Source organism: Amycolatopsis azurea DSM 43854, from assembly GCF_001995215.1.
Taxonomy (GTDB): domain Bacteria; phylum Actinomycetota; class Actinomycetes; order Mycobacteriales; family Pseudonocardiaceae; genus Amycolatopsis; species Amycolatopsis azurea.
The window spans coordinates 43,313-58,913 of the sequence record NZ_MUXN01000028.1 but is presented as its reverse complement, the minus strand read 5'-3'; the positions used below and the strand labels follow the sequence as shown (position 1 = coordinate 58,913).

At 68.6% G+C, this 15,601-nt stretch carries 16 protein-coding genes; 8 read left to right on the top strand and 8 right to left on the bottom strand.

Going from position 1 to position 15,601, the window contains the following annotated elements:
• Positions 1-112: 112 nt before the first annotated feature.
• Positions 113-535: a winged helix-turn-helix transcriptional regulator gene (locus B0293_RS37565; protein WP_209437259.1), complete on the top strand. Its 423-nt coding sequence runs from the start codon at positions 113-115 to the stop codon at positions 533-535.
• An 8-nt stretch (positions 536-543) separates the two neighbouring features.
• The gene (locus B0293_RS37560) at positions 544-1,527 is read left to right on the top strand and encodes an ROK family transcriptional regulator (RefSeq protein ID WP_005154134.1); all 984 of its coding nucleotides are present in this window, start codon (positions 544-546) and stop codon (positions 1,525-1,527) included.
• Here the strand turns inward: B0293_RS37560 and B0293_RS37555 are convergent.
• The 4 genes from B0293_RS37555 to ligD (B0293_RS37540) all read right to left on the bottom strand — a co-directional run bounded on the left by B0293_RS37555 (position 1,496) and on the right by ligD (B0293_RS37540) (position 5,968).
• Entirely contained in the window at positions 1,496-2,884 is a 1,389-nt protein-coding gene (locus B0293_RS37555) for an amino acid permease (protein WP_005154136.1), read from the bottom strand. The genes B0293_RS37560 and B0293_RS37555 overlap by 32 nt on opposite strands.
• A 35-nt stretch (positions 2,885-2,919) precedes the next feature.
• The gene (locus B0293_RS37550; RefSeq protein WP_005154137.1) at positions 2,920-4,284 is read right to left on the bottom strand and encodes a pyridoxal phosphate-dependent decarboxylase family protein; all 1,365 of its coding nucleotides are present in this window, start codon (positions 4,282-4,284) and stop codon (positions 2,920-2,922) included.
• Between the two features lie 78 nt (positions 4,285-4,362).
• On the bottom strand, positions 4,363-4,908 hold the full coding sequence (locus B0293_RS37545) for a MarR family winged helix-turn-helix transcriptional regulator (protein WP_085939618.1): 546 nt from the start codon (positions 4,906-4,908) through the stop codon (positions 4,363-4,365).
• Positions 4,909-5,050: 142 nt separating this feature from the next.
• Positions 5,051-5,968, bottom strand: coding sequence for a non-homologous end-joining DNA ligase (ligD, locus tag B0293_RS37540; RefSeq protein ID WP_039916541.1), 918 nt, complete (start codon positions 5,966-5,968; stop codon positions 5,051-5,053).
• A gap of 46 nt (positions 5,969-6,014) precedes the next feature.
• Here ligD (B0293_RS37540) and ligD (B0293_RS37535) point away from each other — a divergent pair, with 46 nt between their 5' ends.
• Positions 6,015-6,971: a non-homologous end-joining DNA ligase gene (gene ligD / locus B0293_RS37535; RefSeq protein WP_005154140.1), complete on the top strand. Its 957-nt coding sequence runs from the start codon at positions 6,015-6,017 to the stop codon at positions 6,969-6,971.
• Here ligD (B0293_RS37535) and B0293_RS37530 read toward each other — a convergent pair.
• A complete protein-coding gene (locus B0293_RS37530) occupies positions 6,968-7,435 on the bottom strand; it encodes a MarR family winged helix-turn-helix transcriptional regulator (RefSeq protein ID WP_005154142.1) in 468 nt (155 codons plus the stop codon). The genes ligD (B0293_RS37535) and B0293_RS37530 overlap by 4 nt on opposite strands.
• 44 nt (positions 7,436-7,479) lie before the next feature.
• Between B0293_RS37530 and B0293_RS37525 the strand changes: the two genes are divergently transcribed.
• Together B0293_RS37525 and B0293_RS37520 are read left to right on the top strand one after the other, a co-directional pair.
• Positions 7,480-8,382, top strand: a complete 903-nt coding sequence (locus tag B0293_RS37525) for an alpha/beta hydrolase (protein WP_005154143.1) — start codon at positions 7,480-7,482, stop codon at positions 8,380-8,382.
• Between the two features lie 107 nt (positions 8,383-8,489).
• A complete protein-coding gene (locus tag B0293_RS37520) occupies positions 8,490-9,302 on the top strand; it encodes a DUF4097 family beta strand repeat-containing protein (protein ID WP_005154146.1) in 813 nt (270 codons plus the stop codon).
• 80 nt (positions 9,303-9,382) lie between these two features.
• On the opposite strand, the gene pip is transcribed toward B0293_RS37520, so the two are convergent.
• Positions 9,383-10,327: a prolyl aminopeptidase gene (pip, locus tag B0293_RS37515; RefSeq protein WP_005154147.1), complete on the bottom strand. Its 945-nt coding sequence runs from the start codon at positions 10,325-10,327 to the stop codon at positions 9,383-9,385.
• 149 nt (positions 10,328-10,476) lie between these two features.
• Here pip and B0293_RS37510 point away from each other — a divergent pair, with 149 nt between their 5' ends.
• Positions 10,477-11,559, top strand: coding sequence for a carboxylate-amine ligase (locus tag B0293_RS37510; RefSeq protein WP_245191897.1), 1,083 nt, complete (start codon positions 10,477-10,479; stop codon positions 11,557-11,559).
• Between the two features lie 13 nt (positions 11,560-11,572).
• Here the strand turns inward: B0293_RS37510 and B0293_RS37505 are convergent, their stop codons facing one another.
• Positions 11,573-12,178, bottom strand: coding sequence for a response regulator transcription factor (locus B0293_RS37505; RefSeq protein ID WP_005154150.1), 606 nt, complete (start codon positions 12,176-12,178; stop codon positions 11,573-11,575).
• 489 nt (positions 12,179-12,667) lie between these two features.
• Between B0293_RS37505 and B0293_RS37500 the strand changes: the two genes are divergently transcribed.
• On the top strand, positions 12,668-13,366 hold the full coding sequence (locus B0293_RS37500; protein ID WP_005154151.1) for a helix-turn-helix transcriptional regulator: 699 nt from the start codon (positions 12,668-12,670) through the stop codon (positions 13,364-13,366).
• Between the two features lie 49 nt (positions 13,367-13,415).
• Here B0293_RS37500 and B0293_RS37495 read toward each other — a convergent pair whose 3' ends face one another.
• Positions 13,416-14,411 carry a DUF1702 family protein gene (locus tag B0293_RS37495; protein WP_039916507.1) on the bottom strand — a complete coding sequence of 332 codons (996 nt, stop codon included), beginning with the start codon at positions 14,409-14,411 and terminating at the stop codon, positions 13,416-13,418.
• A gap of 449 nt (positions 14,412-14,860) precedes the next feature.
• Between B0293_RS37495 and B0293_RS37490 the strand changes: the two genes are divergently transcribed.
• Entirely contained in the window at positions 14,861-15,466 is a 606-nt protein-coding gene (locus B0293_RS37490) for a response regulator transcription factor (RefSeq protein WP_039916510.1), read from the top strand.
• Positions 15,467-15,601: the final 135 nt, after the last annotated feature.

Here is a 15,601-nt window from a genome sequence, read left to right as displayed (position 1 = left end):
ACGTGTTGTAGTCAAGATCGATTCTCCCTCAGTGGACAGGGACCGACGGTTACCCATCTGCCGGTCGGTTCCCTCTTGTAACCAAGGAGATCTTCGGACACTATCGGTGACCATGGAAGAAGGCACTTTGAACTCACCCAGTCGTTGTGAACTCACCGAGGAGGACTACGAGGCCTTCCAGTGGGACACCCGCGAGGACTGCGAGGTCCGCCAGATCCTGGACCGGGTGGCGGACAAGTGGTCGCTGCTGGTCATCGCGTTGCTCGACCGGAACACCCTCCGGTTCACCGAACTGAAGTACAAGATCGACGGCATCAGCCAGCGCATGCTCACGACCACGCTGCGTCACCTCGAACGCGACGGGCTCGTCTCCCGGACCGTCTACCCGGTCGTCCCGCCCCGCGTCGACTACGCGCTGACACCGCTGGGCATGACGCTGCACCAGACAATCCAGTCGCTGGTCACTTGGACCGAAGACCACCAGAGCGAGATCGCCGTCGCGCGCGACCAGTACGACAAACGCGTCAACGCCTAGGGAGCCGCATGGCCAGACTGTCGGGAGGGGATCCGTCACTGCTGCGGCGGCTCAACGCCATCGCCGTCCTGCGCGCGCTGTACGCGGCCGAGGAACTCACCCTCGCGGAACTGGTCAAGGCGAGCGAGGTCTCCCGGCCGACGGTCGAGGAGATCGCCACCGACCTCGGCGATCAGGGCCTGGTCGAGGAGGTCCCGCTCTCCCCCGGCGCGCCGCGGCCGGTGGGCAGACCCGCCAAGCGCTACCGCTTCCGTCCCGAATCCGGGCAGGTCGCCGGGCTCGAAGTCGGCCCGCATCAGGCGTTGTGCCTGGTCGCCGACCTGCGAGGCGAGGTCATCGGGCGGGCGAAGGCCGACCTCACCCCGGAGATGGACGCGTCCGACCGGCTCGGCGCCGCGCGCCGGGTGCTCGGCGCCGCCGTCCGGGGCCACGCGAACGTGCGGGTGCTGGGCATCGGCACCACCGGCGTGGTGTCCGGCGGCAAGGTCGTCCGCAACCATCGCCTTCCCGGCTGGACCGGCGTCGACCTGCCGGTGGAGTTCGGCGGCGGCTGCCCGGTGCTCGCCGGGAACGACACCAAGCTCGCGACGCTGGCCGAGCACTGGCGCGGTGTCGCGCACGGCGTCGACGACGTCGTCTACGTGCAGGCCGGGCACACCGTCTCGCTGGGCCTGCTGCTCGGCGGGAAGCTGCTCGCCGGCCACCACGGCGCGGCGGGCGAGATCGGCGCCCTGCGGCCGGACGGCGGGTTCGTCGAACTGGTCGCCGCGACCGTGCTCGCCCTCGACCCGCAACTGGTGGTGATCGGCGGCTCCGGGGACTGGCTGACCGCGCCGCTGCGCGCCGAACTCACCCGGCTGTGCTTGTTCCCGGTGCGCGTCGAGACCTCGACGCTCGGCGAAGACTCGGTGGCGCTCGGCGCGGTGCGGCTGGCGCTGAGCCGGGTGGAGCGCGAACTGTTCAGCGTCGCGGACGTCGCCTCAGCAGGCTGATCGCCACGATCAGCACGGCCACCGCGCCACTGGTGAACAGCTGCGTCCGCGCGTCGGCGTCCGTCCACATGAGAATGAGGACACCCGCCATCGCGACCAGGGCGACCCAGCTGAGCCACGGGAAGCCCCACATCCGCACCGGCAGGTCCGCGGCCGTGCCGTCGCGTTCCGCCGCCTTCCGCAGGCGCAACTGGGAAACGGCCACGAAGATCCACACCAGCAGGATGTTCGCCCCGATGGCGTTGAGCAGGAACGGCAGCACGTGTTCGGGTGCGAGGAAGTTCAGCAGTACGGCCACGAACCCGAAGGCCACCGACGACAGCACCGCGGTCCGGGGAACGCCCGCGCCGGACAGCTTCAGCATCGCGCGCGGCGCTTCACCGCGTTCGGCGAGGGAGAACACCATCCGCGAGGCGCCGTAGAGATTCGCGTTCAACGCCGAGAGCAACGAGGTCAGCACGACGAAGCTCATCAGCAGCGCCGCCGAGGGCACCCCGATCTGCTCCAGGATGGTCACGAACGGACTGGTGTTGGCCGAAGCGGATTCCCACGGCAGCAACAGCACCATCAGCGCCACGGAGCCGATGTAGAACAGCAGCAGCCGCACGATGACCGTGCGCGTGGTGCGGCGGATCGAGCCCGCCGGGTCATCGGACTCCGCCGCTGCGATCGTGACCAGTTCCATGCCACCGAAGGAGAACGCGACCGCGAGCAGGCCGGTCAGCACGCCCTGGAGGCCGTTGGGCAGGAAACCGCCGTGCCCGGTCAGGTTGCTCGTGCCGACCGGCGTCGTCCCCGGCAGGATCCCGAACACCGCCAGCGTGCCGAGCACGAGGAAGGCGACGACGGCGGTCACCTTGATCGCGCCGAACCAGAACTCGAACTCCCCGAACGAGCGGACGGCTAACAGGTTCACCACCGTCAGCACCGCCATGAACAGCAGCACCCAGGTCCATTGTGGAATCCCGGGGAGCAGCCCGTTCGCGATCCCCGCCGCCGCGGTGGCCTCGGCGGCCACCACGACCACCAGCAGCGACCAGTACAGCCAGCCGACGGTGAATCCCGCCCAGCGCCCGAGCGCCTTCTCCGCGTACACCGAGAACGAACCACTGCTCGGCTCGGCGGCCGCCATCTCGCCCAGCATCCGCATGACGAGCACCATGAGCAGGCCGGCGACCACATAGGACAGCAGGATGCCGGGGCCGGCGGTCTTGATGCCCGCGCCGGTGCCGACGAACAGGCCGGCGCCGATCGCCCCGCTGATGGCGAGCATGGTGACATGCCGCCGCCGGAAGCCGGTGCCGAGCGATCGGGTCTCGATCGCGGTCACGGGTTCGGCGGGACCTGATGCGGGCATGGTGGATCCATTCGTTCGCGGCGGTACTCGAAAGCTCAACCGCGGGACAACTCTTCCAGCCGCTCGTGCAGGCGGTCGACGTGGTCCTCGCTTTCGGGCTTCATCAGCACGCTACGCAGGACCCTCGCCCCGTCCGCGTCCGCGTCGACCCCGGTGTGACGCAGACCGAACTGAGCCTCGCTCACCCGGAGCGTGCTGAGGAACACCGGATCCTTCGCCGCGGCCATCCCGACGCGCATGATCCGCGCGCTCGCCTCGTCGATCTTCGACAGCGAAAGCGGTTCCGTGCGGGGGAAGTAGGTGACGATGTCGAGCTCCGGCGGCTGGTACAGGTCGAACCGTTCGGAGTCCTCCAGCAGTTTCGCCCACCGCAACGCCGCGCGGCGGCCGGCGGCGAGGACCCGGCCCAGCCCGTCGGGGGTGGGCGGCAGCACCCGGAAGGTGAGCCACAACGCGGCGGCGGCCGCGCCCGCCCGGGAGCATTCGAGACTGATCTCGCCGAGGTGCAGGTCTTCCGAGGTGAAGTAGGTGTACGGCGAATCGTGCAGATAGAACCGGCCGACCGCGGGGTCCTTGAACAGCACCGCGCCGCAACCGTAGGGCTGCAGGCCGTGCTTGTGCGGGTCGATGACGATCGAGTCGGCTTCGGCGATGGCCTGCCACGGGGCTTCGGGCAGCCCTTCCGGACCGTCCAAACCGGACAGAAGCCGGAAGAACCCGCCATAGGCCGCGTCGACGTGCACCCGGACGCCGTAGCGTTCGCGCAGCGCCAGCACCTCGTGGACCGGTTCCACCGTACCGAGCGCGGTCGTGCCCGCGGTGACCACCACGGTGCCGATCTTCCCGGTGCGCAGCAGGTCTTCGAGCGCGTCCAGGTCCATCGCGCCGCGGGCGTCGACGGGCACCGTACGGCCCTCGACGCCGAGCACGCCGCACATCCGGCCGTGCGTGTAGTGCGCCTCGGCGCTGTACGCGATCCCCTTGCCCGGATGCGTTTCCCGCGCGACGAACAAGGCCTCCAGATTCGCCACCGTGCCGCTGGTGGTCAGGTGCCCCAGATGTTCCGAGTACCCGAACATGGTGGCGAGCTGCTGGACCACCTCGCGTTCCATCTCGGCCGTCGCGGGACCGCCGTCGAGCGCGTGGTTGTTGGGGTTGACCAGCATCGCGGTCAGGTAGCCGACCACCGCGGCCGGATGCGGTGGTTTGAGCATCTGGCCCGCGTAGGACGGGTGGAAGAACGGGTAGTTGTCCTTCAGGCGCTCGGTGAACTCCTCGAACGCGGTCTCGAACCGCCCGTCGGAGATCTCCAGCGACGGATGCGGCCGCACGGGGGTGAACGTCTCCGCCCACGCCTCGTTCGACGTCAACGCCTGACCGAGCCAGTACCGGAAGTCCATCTAGGGCGCCCTTCGATCGTTCGGCTCCAAAAAACGTAGGAGTCGCCGGAGGTCTCGCGCAACCGTCTTCGGTAGGGGTCAGCTCCCCCGGGTCACCGCGGCCTGACGCCGCTCTTCACCCTTCTCCTCCAGTTGCTTGACGATCTTCCGCAGCGAAACCGCCAACTCGGTGCATTCCGCCGGGCTGAGCATGTCGGTGACGAACGCTTCCTCTTGGTTGAACTCCGGGAACAGCTCCCGCATCAACCGCTCCCCCTCCGGCGTCAGCGCGAGCAACACGAGGCGTCCGTCTTCGGGATGTTTGCGCCGCGTGACCAGGCCGTGGGCCTCCAGGGTCTTCATCACCCCGGTCAGCGTTCCCTTGGTGATGCCGGACTCCGCGGCGACGTGCCTGGTCTCCTTCTCGCCGAAGATCCACACCACCCAGAGCACCACGAACGCGGTCCAGGTGAGCCCCGCGGTGCGCAGGACCGAGTTCTCGAAATGCAGCCGGACCGCCGTGGCAGCGCGGTGGAGGTTGGCCACCGCCTCCATCCGCTCCCACAACAGCGGGATCCCGCCCAGCTTGGCGCGCACGGCGTTCTCGGTCTCGGCCAGCGTGTGATACCCGGTCAACAGCCACATCCTCACCGGCCCCGGAGGTACCAGCCCGGTGGGCACGCACCCCCGCGCACCCGATCCGCCGATCGTATGCGGAACGGCGTGAGTCCACAGTGGTCTTTTCGGGGCCGGATCCTGTCCGGTTTCGGACAACGCCGGGACGGGCTCACCGGGCGGGAACGGCCGCCCGGTGCTCGGTGATGTCGCCGAACAGGTCGCCCATCTCCTCGACGCGCTCGATCACCTGCTCGGCGGTGAACAGCAGGTCGGCGGCCTTGCGGCAGGCCTCGACCTCCTCCCAGGTCACCGGGGTGGACACGGTCGGGACGGCGCGTCCGCGCAGCGAATAGGGCGCGATGGTGGTCTTGGCGGTGCTGTTCTGGCTCCAGTCGATGAACACGCGGCCGGGGCGGATCGCCTTCGCCATGCGGGCGACGACGGTTTCCGGTGAGCGGCGCGCGAGTTCCTCCGCGACCGCCTTGGCGTACTCGGAGGTGCGTTCGTCGGAGCGGGTGCGCACCGGGCAGTACAACTGCATTCCCTTGTTGCCACTGGTCTTCGCGTACACCGTCAGGCCGTCCCCGGTGAGCAGGTCGCTGAGCGTCTCGGCGACCCGGCAGCAGTCGACGACGTCCGCGGGCGGACCGGGGTCGAGGTCGAACACCAGCAGATCGGGCGGCTTCCGCGCGCCGCGCGGGCCGACCGTCCACTGTGGAACGTGCAGTTCCAGCGCGGCGAGGTTGGCCGCCCACATCAGCGTCGGGAGATCACCGACCACCGGATAGTCGAGCGTCTCCTCGCCGCCCCGGCGGCCGCGGTTGGTGAGCCGGGCGGTGCGCACCCATTCGGGCGCGTGCCGGGAAACGTTCTTCTCGTAGAACGGTTCGCCGTCGACGCCGTCCGGGAACCGGCGGAACGTGGCGGCCCGGTCGCGCAGATGCGGGAGCATGACCGGGGCGACCCGGCGGTAGTAGTCGAGGACCTCGCGTTTGGTGAAACCGTGCGCCGGGTAAAGCACCTTGTCCAGATTGGACAGCCCCAGCCGTCGTCCCTCGACCTCGACCGTTATCCGCTCCTCAGGCACCCTTCGACGATAGATCACCGGCGGGGTTTCCGGGGTACCGTGAGGCATGAGCACCGTGCCGGACGCGATCGCCCCGATGCTGGCGACCGACGGCGACCTGCCCACCGGCGGGTGGGGGTACGAATACAAATGGGACGGCTACCGCTGCTGCCTGCGCGTCGCGCGCGACGGCGAGACGCGCCTGACCAGCCGTCGCGGCCTCGACATCACGCCGACGTACCCGGACGTGACCGGCGAAGCGTTCGATGGCCACGAAGTCGTCCTCGACGGCGAGATCGTCGTCCTCGACGACAAGGGACGGCCCAGCTTCCCGCTGTTGCAGACCCGGCACCTGCGTGTTCCGGACGCGTCGCTGCTGGAGCGCAGCCCGGTGCACTTCTTCGCCTTCGACGTGCTGCTTCTCGACGGTGAAAGTCTGCTCGACGAGCCCTACGCCGCCCGCCGGGACGTGCTGACCTCCCTGGACGCCGGCGGTCGCGTCGTCATCCCGCCGGGGTACACCGACGACGACATCTCGCCCGATCAACTGCTCGACGTCGTCCGGCAGCACGGCCTCGAAGGGCTGATCGCGAAGAAGCTCGACAGCCGCTACCACCCGGGAAAACGGACGCGGCAGTGGATCAAGCGGGCACTGTGGCACACGCAGGAGGTCGTGATCGGCGGCTGGCGGCCCGGCGAGGGACGGCCTGCGGGGACGCTCGGCGCGCTGTTGCTCGGCGCGCACGACGAGGCTGGTGAGCTGCGGTATGTCGGCGACGTCGGGACCGGGTTCAGCGACAAAGTCCTCGACGACCTGCACAACCGGCTCACCCCGCTGGAGCGGAAAACGCCTCCTTTCGCTTCGGAGGTCCCGCGGGATCGGGCCCGGCGGGTGCACTGGGTGGAGCCTGAACTCGTCGGCGAGGTCGTGCACCGGAACTGGACCCCGGACGGACGGCTCCGGCACACGACCTGGCGGGGACTGCGGGCGGACAAGACACCCGAGGACGTCACCATTCCTTAGCCGGTGGGGATGCCGATCCGGTGTTGTTCGAGCGCGGATCGCAGCAGGCCGAGAGCGTCGGCGACAGAGCGCGTCCCGAGGGTGTCTTCGATCAGTTCGCTCAAGCAGGCTGTCACGGTGCGCTCGGCGGCCTCGACGCGCCGCCTGCCCTCGTCGGTCAAGGCCAACAGGGAGGACCTGCGGTCCGCGGGGTTGATCTGGCGGACGATCCACCCCTGCCGCTCCAGCCGGTCGACACCCTTGCTGGTGGCACCGGCGCCGATGGCGAATTCCGCGGCGAGGTCGGCCACGCGGGCTCCGGAGTGTTCACGAAGGAATCGCAGGAACTCGAACTGCGAGGTGGCCATCCCGTGCTCCGAACGCAAGCGCTCGTTCAGCGCGTTGTACAGGCGCGTCTCGCAACGGACGAGATCCGCGAAGAGCTTCTGCAGGTCGAGGTCGTCGCCGCGAGAGTTATATGCCATGGCATATAGTGTACTGGAAAACTACTTGGCAGAGGGGTCTCAGGATGAGCAAGCAGCAACTGGCCGACATCGACGCGATGCTCCGCCGCTTCCGCCCCACGGGACCACGCTCCGTCGCGGAGTTGCGCACCGGATTCAAGGCGCTCATGGACACGATGACAGTGCCGGAGAACGTCCACACAGCTCCGGTGATCCTCGGCGACCGGCCCGCCCTGCACGTGACACCGGCCGACGCGCCTCGGCGCGGCACGATCCTGTACTTCCACGGCGGCGGTTTCGTGTTCGGCTCGCCCGAGACGGCGCTGTCACTGACCGCGCAATTGGTCTCGAAGACGGGCTTCGAGGCGTACTCGGTGGACTATCGCCTCGCTCCCGAACATCCGTTCCCCGCCGGTCTGGAGGACAACCTGAGCGCCTATCGCGCGCTCCTCGATCAGGGCGTGAGCCCGTCCTCCCTCGGATTCGCCGGGGATTCCGCCGGTGGGGGTTACACCGTCACCACCGCACTGGCCGCCCGGGACGCCGATCTTCCCCTGCCTGCCGCGATCGTGGCCTTCTCCCCTGGGCTGGACGCCACCCGGACCGGGGAAAGCATGACGGCCAAGGAGGACGCGGACCCGATCTTCACCCGGGACGCCGTAATGAGCACGGGCGCGATGTATCTCGCGGGCCAGGACCCGAACCGACCGTTGCTGAGCCCGGCCGTCCACGCCGACCTGACCGGCTTTCCCCCGCTGCTGCTTCAGGTGGGCGCCAACGAGATCCTGCTCGACGACTCCACCCGGCTCGCCGCTCGCGCCCGCGACGCGGGAGTGGACGTCATCTTGGACGTCACCGCCGACGCCCCTCACGTCTTCCAGGCCTTCGCGGGCGGCGCCCTCGACGAAGCCGACCACGCGCTCGACCGTGCGGCCCTCTTCCTCACCCAGCACCTCCGAGCAGGCTGACACCGCGTTCCCGGCGTGTCAGCGCGGTGGCGGTCCGGTGTCAGGACGGTCGGCGATCGTTGCTTCAACAACAACGAGAGATCACCACCACCGAGGGAGTTCCCACCATGTCTGTTTTCACCACGCCGTCGCCGATCACCGCCACGCTGACCACCGCCGGCGCCCGGGTCCGCGTCACCGCGAGCGACCGCGAAGACACGGTCGTCCTGGTCGAGCCGATCGACGCCGCGAACAAGTCGGACGTGAAGGTCGCCGAGAAGACCAAGGTCGACTTCGCCAACGGAGAGCTCTCCATCGAAACGAGGAAAGCCGGCGGCAAGAGCTGCTCGGTGGCCATCACGATCGAGGTGCCCACCGGCTCCAAGCTGGTCCTGAACACGGCGTGGTCGGACGTGCTCGCCGAAGGCCAGTTCGGTGACTGCGAACTGGAGGTGTCCTCCGGCTGGATCCAGGTCGACCGCGTCGCGGCGGTGCGGGGCAACCTGGCCGCGGGCGAGGTCGCCGTCGGGCACGTCGCCGGGACCGTGAACGTCGAAGGCAGCACGGCCGGACTGCGGATCGGCGAGGCCGAAGGCACCTTCAAGTACGTCGGGGCGGGCGGGCAGGTCTGGATCGGGCACGCCCGGTCCAGTGTCGACTTCTCCGGATCGAGCGGGAGCTTCGACGTCGACCGCGCCGACGGCGACGTCGTCGCGAAGGCGGCCAACTGCCCGATCCGCGTCGGACGGCTGTCGCACGGCGCGGCCGAGCTCGTGAACGCGTCCGGCGGCATCGAGGTCGGCGTCGACGGGGACGCCGCGTCGGTGGACGCGAAGAGCACGAAGGGTTCTGTGCGGAACTCGCTCCTCGCGGGCGGCGAGGTCAAGGTGTACGCCCGCACTCGGCTCGACGACATCGTCGTTCAGCGCGCGGCCGCTTGAGTTCCTGACCGCGGCGACATCCTTTCAGGGTGTCGCCGCGGTTTTCTCTTTCGCGTTCAGTCGACTGAATGCGGGCCGTGTCACCACCCGCGGGAGGCGAAACGATCCAGCGCTTCCAGTTTCCAGGTCCGTTTGACGTCGCTCGAGTGATGCCCTGAGTCGTCGTCGATCAGCAGTTCCGAACCCGGCCAGGCGCGGGCGAGGTTCCACGCCGTGTCCACCGGGCAGCTCAGGTCCCGGCGCCCGTGGATCAGGACGCCGGGAATGTCCCGCAACAGACCGGCGTCGCGGATCAGCGCGCCGGGTTCCAGCCAGCCCGCGTGGGAGTAGTAGTGCGTGACGATACGAGCGAACGCGAGCTCCCATTCGCCGATCGGGCCATTGTGGACGGTCGCGCCGGGCTCCAGGGAAAGGACGGTGTCCTCCCAGGCACACCAGGAACGAGCGGCCTCGGTGCGCACGTGCGGGTCGGGGTCCTCCATGAGCCGCGCGTAGGCGGCGACCAGGTCACCGGAGAGATCACCGCGGAAGCGGGCCCACTCTTCGGGGAAGAACCGGCCGGCGCCGCGATACAGCCAGTCGATCTCGGAAGGACTTGTCGTACTGATCGAGCTGACGATGATCTCCGTGACCCGCTCCGGAAATCGTTCGGCGTAAGCGAGCGCGAGCGTCGTTCCCCACGAGCCGCCGGTGACGAGCCAGCGTTCGATGCCCAGGTGCTCCCGCAACAGTTCCATGTCGGAGAGGAGATGTTCCGTCGTGTTGTGCCGCAGGTCCGTCGCCGGATCGCTCGCGTGCGGGGTACTGCGGCCGCAGCCCCGCTGGTCGAACAGGACGACGCGGTAGCGGGCCGGGTCGAACATCCGCCGCATGCCCGGCACGCAGCCCTGTCCGGGACCGCCGTGCAGCACGACCGCCGGTTTCCCGGCCGGGTTCCCGCAGGTCTCCCAGTGGACGAGGTTGCCGTCACCTACCTCGAGCAACCCTTCTTCGTAAGGCTCGGCGGGTGGATACAGGTCGATCATGAACTCAGCCTAGACCGTCCGTGAGACCACGAAACACTTTCGCCGCAACGAAGTTCAGCACACCGGCCCTTTCCTCACCGGGCCTGAAGGGGGAGATTCGTCAGTACCGGCGAAATCACCAGAAACGGAGAACCATGGCGCCTGACGGCATGAACTTCACCCTAGGCGTGGAAGAAGAGTTCGTCCTCTTGGACCCGTTGGACGGCTCGGTCGCGTTGCGCGCGCCCGATCTTCTCGAAAACCTCGCCGCTGAAACGGACGTCACCGGTGAGCTGATGCGGTTCCAGATCGAGACCGCGACCGGCATCTGCCACGGCCTGGACGAAGTGCGCTCGGATCTGACCCGGCTGCGGCAGATGGTCGCGGCGGCGGCGGAGGCCGACGGCTGCCTGATGGTGGCGGCGGGGGTCCCGCCCGGTGACCTGCGGGGAGACGCGCTCATGCCCGAACCCCGGTACCGGCGGCTGGCCCAGGCTTTTCCCGATCTGATCGACGAAGCGGGAACGTGCGCCTGCCACGTGCACGTCGGCTTGCCGTCGCGGGACGTCGGCGCGCGGGTCCTCGCCGGGCTCCGGCCTTGGCTCGCGCCGTTGCTGGCGATCAGCGTCAACTCGCCGGTCGAGCACGGCACCGATTCCGGATGGTCGAGCAGGCGCTTCCCGCTTTGGGACCGCTGGCCGACGGCGAGACCGCCCGACGAATGGCCCGGCGCGGCCGCCTACGACCGCAGTATCCGGGAAGCCTTGCGCCACGGCGCCGCCCTCGACACGGCGGGCGTGTACTTCTACGCCCGCCTTTCCCCGCGTCACCCCACTGTGGAAGTACGGATCGCCGACGTCTGCCTGGCCGTCGACGACGCCGTGCTCCTCGCGGCGCTGGTGCGCGGGCTGGTCGCGACCTGCGTCAGGACGGCGATACTGCCGAGAGCCCGCGGGCCCCGGATCGCGACGGCCCTGACGGCCGCCGCGCGCCGGGGACTCGACGGGCCGGGCATCGACGTCTTCACCGGCGAGGAGGCCGACCAGCGGGACCTGCTCGGCGAACTCGTCGACTTCATCCGTCCCGCCCTCGACGCCGCCGGTGACACCGAAGACGTCGAACGGGGACTGGACTCGCTGTTCGAACACGGGACAGGCGCGGCCCGGCAACGCCGTTTGCTCGCGGAAGCGGCTTCCCCCGGCGAATTCGCCGCGGATCTCGCCCACGCGACGATGAACGTGCCCACCCGGTGAAGGTGAGCCGGCGTCACAGCCAGCCGGACTCCCGCGCGATCCGCACCGCGTCGACCCGGTTGCGGGCGCTGAGCTTCGAAACGATCGTCGTCAGATAATTCCGCACGGTACCGGCGGACAAGAACAGTTCCGCCGCGATCTCGGTCGGGTCGGAGCCGACCGACGCCAGCCGGAGCACCTCGATCTCGCGTGCGGTGAGCGGGCATTCCTCGCTGTCCCAGGCGGCGAGCGCGAGATCGCCGTCGACGACGCGCCGTCCGGCGGCGACCCCGCGGACCGCGTTGGCCAGCCTGTCGGCGGGCGCGTCCTTGCGAAGGAAGCCATTGACCTTCGCGGCCAACGCCCGCCGCAGGGTGCCGGGGCTGCCGAGCGAGGTGAGGATCAGCGTGCGCACCCCGGGCAATTGCTCGTGCAGTTCGGCGGCAGCGGTGAGCCCGTCCTTGCCCGGCAGGTCGATGTCGATGAGCGCGATGTCGGGGCGCGCGGACTGGGCGAGCGGGAGGATCTCGTCACCGCTGGCGCATTCCGCGACGACCTCGATGTCGGCTTCCAGCCCGAGCAGCGCGACCAGGGCCCCCCGGACAATGTGCATGTCCTCCGCCACCAGGACCTTGATCATCGATCCATCTGCCTTTCGCCTGTGCCCGCCCCACGAGCCGACAATACTATCCTCACACAACCTTACCGCGAAATGGAAACCGGCCCTTGACCGCCGCGGGGGGACGCGGTCAAGGGCCGGTTCTGTGTTGCCGCGGGAATACGTTCTTCGGACCGCGCCAACACGGCCGGGGGACTTCCGGCGTGAATGCGCTACCAGGAATTTTGCGGGCCCCGCCTGCGAAGATCCAGTGTTCACGCCATTGCCGACCAGTGGCTTTCGCATGGTCATCCCATGATGCGCGACCTTCCACGGACCCGCCGCGACGACCGTGAAATTTTCACGTCGCCGCACACATGAATCCATATCCGGCGGTGAATCAAGCACTTCAGGAGAAGCGGCGGCGAACACTAGTGTCGGAAACCGCAAAGCACGCCAGAATTCCTCGAGCGAAAGGACGGTACAATGGATGAGACTGTCCGGCGAGCCGTGGAGCGAGCCATTGCCGCCATGAACGAGAAACTGGGCGAAGAGCTCACTATCGACGACATCGCCCGTGCCGCGACGTTCAGCAAATTTCATTTCACCAGGGTGTTCCAGCAGGCCACCGGCGTTTCGCCCGGCAGGTTCCTGTCCGCGCTGCGGCTCGACGAGGCCAAGCGTCTGCTGCTGACGACCTCGATCACGGTCGCCGACATCAGCCACCGCGTGGGTTACAACAGCGTCGGAACCTTCAGCACGCGGTTCAGCAGCCGCGTCGGACTCTCTCCTTCCACGTACCGCCAGCAGGGCGGCTTCCAGCACCGCCTGGCGGGCGAACCCCGTCCCGGGACGAAGCCGGCGATCGTCCGCGGCTTCGTGTCGGCGCCACCGGAGATCTCGCCCGGCCTCGTCTTCGTCGGTCTCTTCCCGACGCGGATCCCCGAGGGCGCGCCCGTGCGGTACGCGGTCATCGACGCTCCCGGCCCCTATCAGCTGACCGACGTCCCGGAGGGCACCTGGCACCTGGTCGCGCACTGCGTGACCGGACCGCTCACCCGCCGCGGAACCGGGTACACCGGGCACCATGGCCCGATCACCGTCGAGCCGGGCGTCACCGCGCGGCTGGCGGACCTGCGGGTGCGCCCGAAGCGCCTGTTCGACCCGCCGGTCCTGATCGCGCTGCCCGACCTGCGGTACCGGCCGGAGCCGGTCAAGCGCGCGGCCTGACCCGAGCAGCGAAAAAGGGGCCTTCACGTCGAAGGCCCCTTTTCGGCGTCTACGCGGACAGGCGGCCCGCCGAAGGAGCGAGACCCTCCCGGATGTTCTGCCGCCAGAGTTCATAGGCGGGCGTCCCGTCCGCGGCGTTCTCGACGACCTCGGTCGAGTCGGCCAGGTCGACGGCCTCCTCGATGCTCAGCCCGGCGAGCGTCCGCGCGGCGCGCCGGGTGTGCGGCGGGACGAACGACGAGAACGTCCTCGCCTTCACCGCGAACACGACACCGAGGCCGAGTTCGTCCTGGTGCTCCCCCGCCGACTCGCGCAGCCTGGCCAGTCCGGGCTGGCCACAGCCGCCCGCGAAGGTCGAGGCCAGCCCGACCCCGGCCCACAGGTCCGGACGGCGTGCCGCGGGGAAGCGGTTCACCGCCGCCGCCACCTTCACCGGGTCGGCGCCGTTGATGAACCACAGCGCCCGCCCGATGCCCTGGTCGCAGGCGCGCGGGAAGTACGCGGGGGCGCCCGCCCACGGGTACGGCTTGGGCACGTACTGCTCGTCGACCCATTTGCGCGTGTCGAAGTACGCGCGGTCGAACGCGTAGCCGTCGACGGCCAGCCAGCTCATCGTCGGATGGAACGGCACCCCGTCCAGGTCCGGCAGGACCTTCTTCCACAGCGGCCGGGGCAGCCGGGCCATCGCGAACCCGATGCCGATGTAGGTCAGGAACACGTGCGGGAGGCCGGGTCCGCTCATCAGTTCGGCCGTGCGATCCTTCCGGCCGCCGGGCATGACGTCGAGGATGGTGAACGCCATCGCCGCGCCCTCGTAGGCGAACCCGCGCATCTCCTGCTCGACCATGTCCAGCCGCCGCTCGGCCTCCCACAGCGCCGGCCCGTGGATCCCCCATTCGAACCCGCACACCACCGCCTGCGGGATCGACTCCAGCCGGGCGGTCGACGGCGTCGGCGGCACCCCGAAGCCGCGTCCCTCGAAACCGACCGAGGCCAGCGAAGGTGCGAACAAGGCTTGTCGGAGGGCACCCAGCAGTGAGCTCATCACATACGTCCTTTGTGGATAGTGGGGGCTTCGCGCGCGAACTCGGCTCCTGCCGAGGACACCACGCCGCGCTCGCCGTCCGCTCGACAGCCGATCGAGGTAGGCGCCGGTACCGCCGAACAGTCCATTCCGCCCCGTCGACAATGGGAATTTCACCCGTTCGCCGGGTGAATTCACCGGAGTGGAACGTACTCGCCAGAGAATGAAAAGCACTTTCGATGGCAATTTTACCGTCTTCTAGCCTGACACCGAGTAATCGATCGATAGCAGTTCTATGAACCTCGAACCTTCGTCATCGCCGCAGCTCACCAGGGCCGGTGATCGGCCGAGCAGGCCGCCGGAAAAAGCACAACCTTGAATCGTGCGTTACAGATTCACTCTTCCGGGTTTGCTATGTACACTGAGAGTTAGCGTGTTTTGGGGGAAGTTTGGGCGAAGAGGAGGCCGGAGTGATCCGAGTCCTATTGGCCGAGGATATGCACATGGTCCGCGGCGCCTTGGTCGCCCTGCTGAACCTCGAACAGGACATCGAGGTCGTCGCGGAGGTCGCCTCGGGCGACAAGATCCTCCCGATGGCCGCCGAGTACCTCCCGGACGTCGCGATCATCGACATCGACCTGCCCGCCAAGGACGGTCTCGCCGCCGCTTCGGAGCTCTACCAGCAACTTCCCAGCGTCCGCACGCTGATCCTCACCTCGCTCGGCCGCCCGGGCACCGTGCGCCGCGCGCTCGACGCGAAGGTCAACGGCTTCCTGCTCAAGGACGCGCCCGCCGACAAGCTCGCCAACGCCGTCCGCTCGGTCGCCATCGGCCGCCGGGTGATCGACAGTGAACTCGCGTTGTCCGCCTGGGAAACGGAAGACTGTCCGCTGACCCCGCGGGAAGCCGAGATCCTCCGCCTCGCCGCGAACGGGCGCACGGTCGCCGACATCGCGGCGGAACTGTTCCTGTCACCGGGAACCGTGCGGAACTATCTCGCCACGGTGGTCACGAAACTCAACGCCCGCAACCGGGTCGACGCCATCCGCATCGCCACCGATTCAGACTGGCTCTGACCCTTGTCCGCGTCTTCTCTTTTGCCACAAAAGGTTCCGCGCACCAGGTCGTGACGATCGCATACGGCGCAACGAAGAAATCATAGCCCGCCGGTGTTTCCGCCACTGTTCCGAAGGTTCCGCCTCTGTCACCGT

Bases quoted from the DNA above. Each gene is read 5' to 3' on its own strand.
- B0293_RS37565 (WP_209437259.1), top strand. From the start codon at position 113: ATGGAAGAAGGCACTTTGAACTCACCCAGTCGTTGTGAACTCACCGAG.
- B0293_RS37560 (WP_005154134.1), top strand. From the start codon at position 544: ATGGCCAGACTGTCGGGAGGGGATCCGTCACTGCTGCGGCGGCTCAAC.
- B0293_RS37555 (WP_005154136.1), bottom strand. From the start codon at position 2,884: ATGCCCGCATCAGGTCCCGCCGAACCCGTGACCGCGATCGAGACCCGA.
- B0293_RS37550 (WP_005154137.1), bottom strand. From the start codon at position 4,284: ATGGACTTCCGGTACTGGCTCGGTCAGGCGTTGACGTCGAACGAGGCG.
- B0293_RS37545 (WP_085939618.1), bottom strand. From the start codon at position 4,908: ATGTGGCTGTTGACCGGGTATCACACGCTGGCCGAGACCGAGAACGCC.
- ligD (WP_005154140.1), top strand. From the start codon at position 6,015: ATGAGCACCGTGCCGGACGCGATCGCCCCGATGCTGGCGACCGACGGC.
- B0293_RS37530 (WP_005154142.1), bottom strand. From the start codon at position 7,435: ATGGCATATAACTCTCGCGGCGACGACCTCGACCTGCAGAAGCTCTTC.
- B0293_RS37525 (WP_005154143.1), top strand. From the start codon at position 7,480: ATGAGCAAGCAGCAACTGGCCGACATCGACGCGATGCTCCGCCGCTTC.
- B0293_RS37520 (WP_005154146.1), top strand. From the start codon at position 8,490: ATGTCTGTTTTCACCACGCCGTCGCCGATCACCGCCACGCTGACCACC.
- pip (WP_005154147.1), bottom strand. From the start codon at position 10,327: ATGATCGACCTGTATCCACCCGCCGAGCCTTACGAAGAAGGGTTGCTC.
- B0293_RS37510 (WP_245191897.1), top strand. From the start codon at position 10,477: ATGAACTTCACCCTAGGCGTGGAAGAAGAGTTCGTCCTCTTGGACCCG.
- B0293_RS37505 (WP_005154150.1), bottom strand. From the start codon at position 12,178: ATGATCAAGGTCCTGGTGGCGGAGGACATGCACATTGTCCGGGGGGCC.
- B0293_RS37500 (WP_005154151.1), top strand. From the start codon at position 12,668: ATGAACGAGAAACTGGGCGAAGAGCTCACTATCGACGACATCGCCCGT.
- B0293_RS37495 (WP_039916507.1), bottom strand. From the start codon at position 14,411: ATGAGCTCACTGCTGGGTGCCCTCCGACAAGCCTTGTTCGCACCTTCG.